This window comes from Gilliamella apicola, from assembly GCF_003202915.1.
Lineage (GTDB): Bacteria > Pseudomonadota > Gammaproteobacteria > Enterobacterales > Orbaceae > Gilliamella > Gilliamella apicola_Q.
In genome coordinates this window covers 22,690-29,212 of the sequence record NZ_QGLP01000002.1, presented here as the reverse complement: position 1 = coordinate 29,212, position 6,523 = coordinate 22,690, and the positions used below count along the sequence as shown (strand labels likewise).

5 protein-coding genes and 1 rRNA gene are annotated in these 6,523 nt (G+C 36.3%); all 6 read right to left on the bottom strand.

The annotated features are described in order from the left end of the window. A 16S ribosomal RNA gene (locus DKK79_RS00145) occupies window positions 1-94 on the bottom strand; the annotation flags it as partial. A gap of 302 nt (window positions 95-396) precedes the next feature. After that, window positions 397-1,578, bottom strand: coding sequence for a formate-dependent phosphoribosylglycinamide formyltransferase (gene purT, locus DKK79_RS00140; protein ID WP_110422367.1), 1,182 nt, complete (start codon window positions 1,576-1,578; stop codon window positions 397-399). A gap of 92 nt (window positions 1,579-1,670) precedes the next feature. Beyond that, window positions 1,671-2,969: an adenylosuccinate synthase gene (locus tag DKK79_RS00135; RefSeq protein ID WP_110422366.1), complete on the bottom strand. Its 1,299-nt coding sequence runs from the start codon at window positions 2,967-2,969 to the stop codon at window positions 1,671-1,673. Window positions 2,970-2,988: 19 nt separating this feature from the next. Then, window positions 2,989-3,951, bottom strand: coding sequence for a protease modulator HflC (hflC, locus tag DKK79_RS00130; RefSeq protein WP_110422365.1), 963 nt, complete (start codon window positions 3,949-3,951; stop codon window positions 2,989-2,991). An 11-nt stretch (window positions 3,952-3,962) separates the two neighbouring features. Then, window positions 3,963-5,183 carry an FtsH protease activity modulator HflK gene (hflK, locus tag DKK79_RS00125; protein ID WP_110422364.1) on the bottom strand — a complete coding sequence of 407 codons (1,221 nt, stop codon included), beginning with the start codon at window positions 5,181-5,183 and terminating at the stop codon, window positions 3,963-3,965. 23 nt (window positions 5,184-5,206) lie between these two features. Further along, window positions 5,207-6,502 (bottom strand): ribosome rescue GTPase HflX, encoded by a 1,296-nt coding sequence (hflX, locus tag DKK79_RS00120; RefSeq protein ID WP_110422363.1) that lies wholly within the window; start codon window positions 6,500-6,502, stop codon window positions 5,207-5,209. Window positions 6,503-6,523: the final 21 nt, after the last annotated feature.

Here is a 6,523-nt window from a genome sequence, read left to right as displayed (position 1 = left end):
TCATCAAGTGCAAGCACTCATGTTACCGTTCGACTTGCATGTGTTAAGCCTGCCGCCAGCGTTCAATCTGAGCCATGATCAAACTCTTCAATTTAAAGTTTGATGCTCAATAACTGTCTCTGACATAATTCAAATGAATCTTCAGTGTCACTTATCAAGACTTAATTTTTTAGTCCGTAGACTTTTAATCTTTTGTCTCGCAAGTGCCCACACAGATTGTCTGTTTCTTCTTTTTAAAGAGCTGACAGCTTATTAATTAACTTCACAATTTCTTGTTTTAGTTTGCTGTCTCAAGGGTTGCGTATGTTACGCATTTCGAATGTCGTAGTCAACCCCCTATTTTAGAAAATTCTTTTTTTTTGCATCAAGTGATTTATTTTTAATCAAAATAGCGGTTTATAGGGTTATTTTTAGCAGATTAATTGCATTAACCGCTTTTTTAATTGCTTCACCTACCGTTGCTGCTTTAGCTAAAGCAACGCCCATTCTTCTGGTTCCTTTAACTTCTGGTTTACCAAATAAACGTAAATCAGTATCAGGCTCACTTAATACTTTATCTAAATTAGCGAAAGTAACACTATCCGAATCACCATTTGCTAACAATACTGCCGAAGCACTTGGACCATACTGTTTTATTAATGGTACTGGTAATCCGAGAATTGCTCTAGCATGCAATGCAAACTCCGACAGATTTTGCGATATTAAGGTCACCATTCCAGTATCATGTGGTCTAGGTGATACTTCACTAAACCATACCTGATCACCTTTAACAAATAATTCTACACCAAATAAACCATAACCACCTAGAGCTTGGGTTATTTTTGTAGCGATATCTTTAGCTAAGCATAATGCATTATCTGACATCTGCTGTGGTTGCCAAGACTCGCGATAATCACCGTTTTCTTGTCGATGACCAATAGGTTCACAATAAGAAACACCATTAATGTGTCTAACAGTTAATAAGGTAATTTCATAATCAAAATCAACGAAACCTTCAATAATGACTTTACCGCTACCAGCTCGGCCACCTTCTTGTGCATATTTCCAAGAAGATTCAATATCCGCGTCACTTCTCAATAAAGATTGTCCTTTGCCAGAGGAACTCATTACGGGTTTAACTAAACAAGGAAAACCTATTTCCTTAACTGCGAGTTTATATTCAGCTTCATTTGATGCAAAACGGTATGGTGAGGTTGGTAACTTAAGTTCTTCTGCGGCCAGACGACGAATACCTTCACGATTCATCGTTAATTGCGTCGCTTTCGCGGTGGGAATAACAGTAAACCCGGCTTCTTCTAATTCGACCAAGGTGTCGGTTGCTATTGCTTCTATTTCAGGAACAATATAGTCAGGTTTTTCAGCCTCGATAACTTTTCTAAGTTCATTACCATCTAGCATATTGATAATATGATAACGGTGGGCAACTTGCATCGCAGGTGCATTAGCATAACGATCAATAGCAATAACTTCACAGCCAAAACGCTGCAATTCAATAACAACTTCTTTGGCTAATTCACCTGCGCCACAGAGTAATACTTTTGTTGCACTAGGTGATAACGGTGTCCCTATTTTCGCCATAATATCCTCTTATAGGTTTAGACCATTATACTTTATTAATAAGCTTAAAATAAAAAATCGGGATAATTTTCCCGATTTTTCTTAATTTAAAATTATACTGAATATGGATCACGTAAAATCATGGTTTCACTTCGATCTGGTCCAGTCGAGATAATATCAATTGGTGTTTCAGTTAATTCTTCAATTCGCTTGATATAAGCTTTAGCTGCTTGTGGTAAAGCGTCATAACTTTTTATACCAAAAGTTGATTCGCTCCAACCTGGCATAGACTCATACACTGGTTTGACTAAACTCCAATCTTCAGCAGCAGCCGGTGCATTTTTAATCACATCACCATTTGGTAATTGATAACCGACACAAATTTTTACCTCTTTAAGGCCATCTAAAACATCAAGCTTAGTTAAACAAAAGCCAGAAACTGAATTAAGTTGCACTGCTTTGCGTACTGCAACAGCATCAAGCCATCCAGTACGGCGACGACGACCGGTCGTTGCCCCAAATTCATTACCTTGCTTACAGAGATATTCACCAACATCATCAAATAATTCCGTTGGGAAAGGACCTGCACCTACACGAGTTGAATAAGCTTTAACAATACCTAATACATAACCAACATAACGAGGACCAAAACCTGAACCTGTTGCGACACCACCAGCAGTGGTATTTGAAGAAGTAACAAAAGGATAGGTACCATGATCGATATCAAGCAAAGTACCTTGTGCACCTTCAAACATGATTCTTTCGCCTTTTTTACGAGCATCTTCTAAAAGAGTCGGAATATCGGCAATCATAGCCACTAAAATATCAGCAATCGCTAAAGTTTCATCAAGAACTTTATGATAATCAACAGGTTCTGACTTGTAGTAATTAACTAATTGGAAGTTATGATACTCCATGACTTCCTTCAATTTTTCAGCAAATGCTTGGCGATCACGTAAATCACCAACACGTAATCCACGACGGGCCACTTTGTCTTCATATGCAGGACCAATACCACGACCGGTGGTACCAATTGCTTTATTACCACGAGCTTTTTCTCGGGCTTGATCTAATGCTATATGGTAAGGCAAAATTAAAGGACATGATTCTGAAATAAGAAGTCTCTCTTTAACCGGAATACCATTATCCTCAAGCTCTTTCATCTCTTTCATAAGCGCATCTGGGCAAAGCACAACACCATTAGCAATGATACTGATGACGTCATTACGTAAAATACCTGATGGAATTAGATGTAATACTGTCTTTTCACCATTAATAACTAAGGTATGACCAGCATTATGTCCGCCTTGATAGCGTACCACATATTTTGCTTTTTCTGTGAGTAAATCAACAACTTTTCCTTTGCCTTCATCACCCCATTGTGTACCTAGCACAACAACATTATTACTCATAGTTTATTTACTCATTGTGTTATTTGTTAGACTTTAGTTTCATGTATTTGAAAAATTCACTATCAGGACTAATGACCATAACATCATTACCTGTAAAACTTTGTTCATAAGCTTTTAAACTACGAATAAAGCTAAAAAACTCAATATCTTTACCAAAAGCATCCGCATAAAGTTTAGCTGCATTTGCATCACCTTCACCACGAATAGAACGAGCTTGGCGCTCTGCTTCTGATATAATCTTAGTTTTTTCAAATGTAGCTTCTGCTCTTATTTCTTCAGCCGTTTTTTTACCTTCATAACGCTTTTCTCGAGCTATAACACCACGTTCTGCTCGCATGTTAGCATAAATTGATTCTGATACTTCTGCTGGGAAATTAATTTGTTTGATTCGAACATCAACCACAACTACCCCAAAAGCCCTTAAACTGGTTTTACTATTTTCAGGATCTTTTTTCGCATCAGTGACTAATTTATCAATAGGTAAATTTTCTTCAACATCTTGCAGTGAACCATTTAGTGCATCTTTAACACTCGTCATCAATGAATTTCTTGATTTAGTATCAGCGTTAGAATCATTAATGATATCTCGGTTACTTAATTTACCAATTTCAGAACGCAAACGACCATTTAAGCGAGCCAAGATTAAGTCATTGACATCATTACCACCCGCAATAGTTTCATAATAACGATTAAAATCAACAATTTTCCACTGGACAAAATAGTCTACAATTAACTCTTTCTTTTGAACGTTAAAAAAGCGTTTTTCATTATTATTATTTGAACTATTAGTAGTTTGTATTTTAGCGTCGATGGTTTTAATACTATCAACCAGTGGCATTTTAAAATGCAAACCTGGTTCTGATAACCCAATTATCTTATTAAAACGTAAAACAACACCGCGCGTACCTTCTTCAATAACATAAACACTTGAATAAAGTACAACCATTAAAATTAAAACTATAGGAATCAATAATTTTCGCATCTTTTTTCTCCTTATCGTCCCATAGTTCGTCTACTGCGATTGGTAGAACTGTTATTATCAGTCATAGAATTTTGTGCTTCATTATTATTTTGAGAAGTACTATCAACTTTCTCTAGTATAGTAGTGGGTGGATTAATATTATTATCACCACCTAAATTTGAGAAGTTAGCTGATTCAGGTAATTGTTCACTTTTATTTTTCATTAATTGCTCTAATGGTAATACTAACAAATTTCCACTCTTATCATTAACAATGACTTTTTGGGTTTTAGTTAATATTTTTTCCATCGTTTCAATATATAAACGATCTTTAGTAATTTCAGGGGCAGCTTTATATTGCGGTAATAATTTTTCAAATCGTGCAACATCACCAATGGCCTCTAATTCAACTTTTACTTTATAGGCATTTGCATCGGCTAAAATAGTTGCTGAACGACCTTCCGCTTGCTGAACTAACTGAACTTTATCAGCTTTAGCTTGTTTTATTTCTCGCTCACTATCATTTTGAGCTCGAATGGCATCAGCGTAAGCATCTTGTACTTCGACAGGAGGACGAGCTACTTGGAAGTTAAGATCAACAATAGTAATCCCCATATCATAATGAGAAATAACATTATTAAGTTCTTCTTTAGTGCTGTTCTCTAAAACTGCACGACCATCTGAAATAATTGCATCAATATTAGAACTACCAATAGAAGTTCGAAGTGCACTATCAGCTGCTTGGCGTAAACTATCTTCAACATTAGTTACATTAAATAGATATTTGATAGGATCGCTAATTCGATACTGAACGTTCATTTCAACAAAGACTAAGTTTTCACCTTTATCACTAGTTGTAATGATATCACCCTGAACATTAAAGTTATAAGTACCCTGAGTATCGACTTTATAAACTTTATCAATAAAAGAGGGATTCCAATTTAAACCAGGTTGGATAATTTCTGGTTGAACTTGCCCAAAACGAGTGATTACCCCCCGTTGATTTTGGTTAATAGTATAAAAACCACTCCCCGCCCAAATCAGGACAAGCACGGCTACTATTAACATAATAATTTTCGAAGTATTCATTGGTAATTTAATATCAGCAGACCCCTGATTATTACCTGAATTCCCGTTTTTTAGGAGATTTTTGATTTGATCAAGTATCCCTCCTGCCGAAGAATTGGAAGGTTTCTTGTTATTTCCCCATGGGTCGTTATCTTGTCCGTTATTGCCGGGCTGATTCCACGCCATATTTTATATGCTCCATTTAACAATTAGTTGTTATTTTGCGTATTGATTAAGTATAACAGATCTGGCTCTTGTTTACAGAGGCGATTCCATTCAATTAAAGGTATTCTTATATTCAGATGAAAACTTCCGTCATCTTCAATAATTTCATGCTCCACCGCATTTAATTTATATAATCGGCTTCTAAGTTTAGCTAAATAGGGAGGTAAGTTTAATTGACAAACTTGAATCTGCCTGACAAGCCTCTCTTTCAATGCGGAAAACAGGAGATCTAATCCTAAACTATTTTGAGCGGAAATCCAAACTCGGATTGGTACCCCATTTTCATCGCGATCGATACTTGGTTGTTTACCTTCGATTAAATCAATTTTATTCATCACTAACAAGGTAGGTATATCATGTGCATCAATTTCCAACAAAACTTCATCAACCGCATGAATATTATCTAATAGATTAGGATCAGCGGCATCAACCACATGTAATAGCAGTGATGCTTCTTGTGTTTCTAATAAAGTTGCTTTAAAAGCGGCAATAAGATCATGGGGTAAGTGACGAATAAATCCAACGGTATCAGCTAAAACAACTTCTCCAACATCTTTGACATTAATGCGCCTCAAAGTTGGGTCAAGTGTAGCAAACAATTGATCGGCAGCATAAACATCAGCATTAGTTAATGCATTAAACAGGGTTGATTTACCGGCATTAGTATAACCAACTAATGATACCGTGGATAAATCTGCTTTGTTTCTAGATTGACGATTTTGATTGCGTTGTTTTTCAACTTTAGCAAGTCTTGATAAAATTAATTGAATACGATGACGGATTAATCGTCTATCGGTTTCTAACTGAGTTTCGCCCGGTCCACGAAGACCAATCCCACCTTTTTGACGTTCTAAATGAGTCCAACCACGAACTAATCGAGTCGATAAATATTGTAATTGTGCCAATTCAACTTGTAATTTACCTTCGTGTGTTCTAGCACGCTGTGCAAAAATATCGAGAATTAACCCTGTTCTATCGACTACGCGACACTCACACAACTGTTCAAGATTACGCTCTTGAGTTGGTGTTAGGGTATGATTGACTAAAATCACTGAGGCGTTGAGTTCTTTTACTTTATCGGCGATTTCTAATGCTTTTCCTTCACCAATAAAATATTTAGCTTGCGGGGACTTTCTTGAAGTTGTCACAATATCGAGAATTTCAATTTGAGCAGAAGAAACAAGTACTTCAAACTCTTTTAAATCCTCGATATCGTTTTCTTGAGGGAAGAATACATGGACTAATAAGGCAGACTCGCCACCTTTATATCGCTCAAACAATCACATTCTCCACTCAAATAA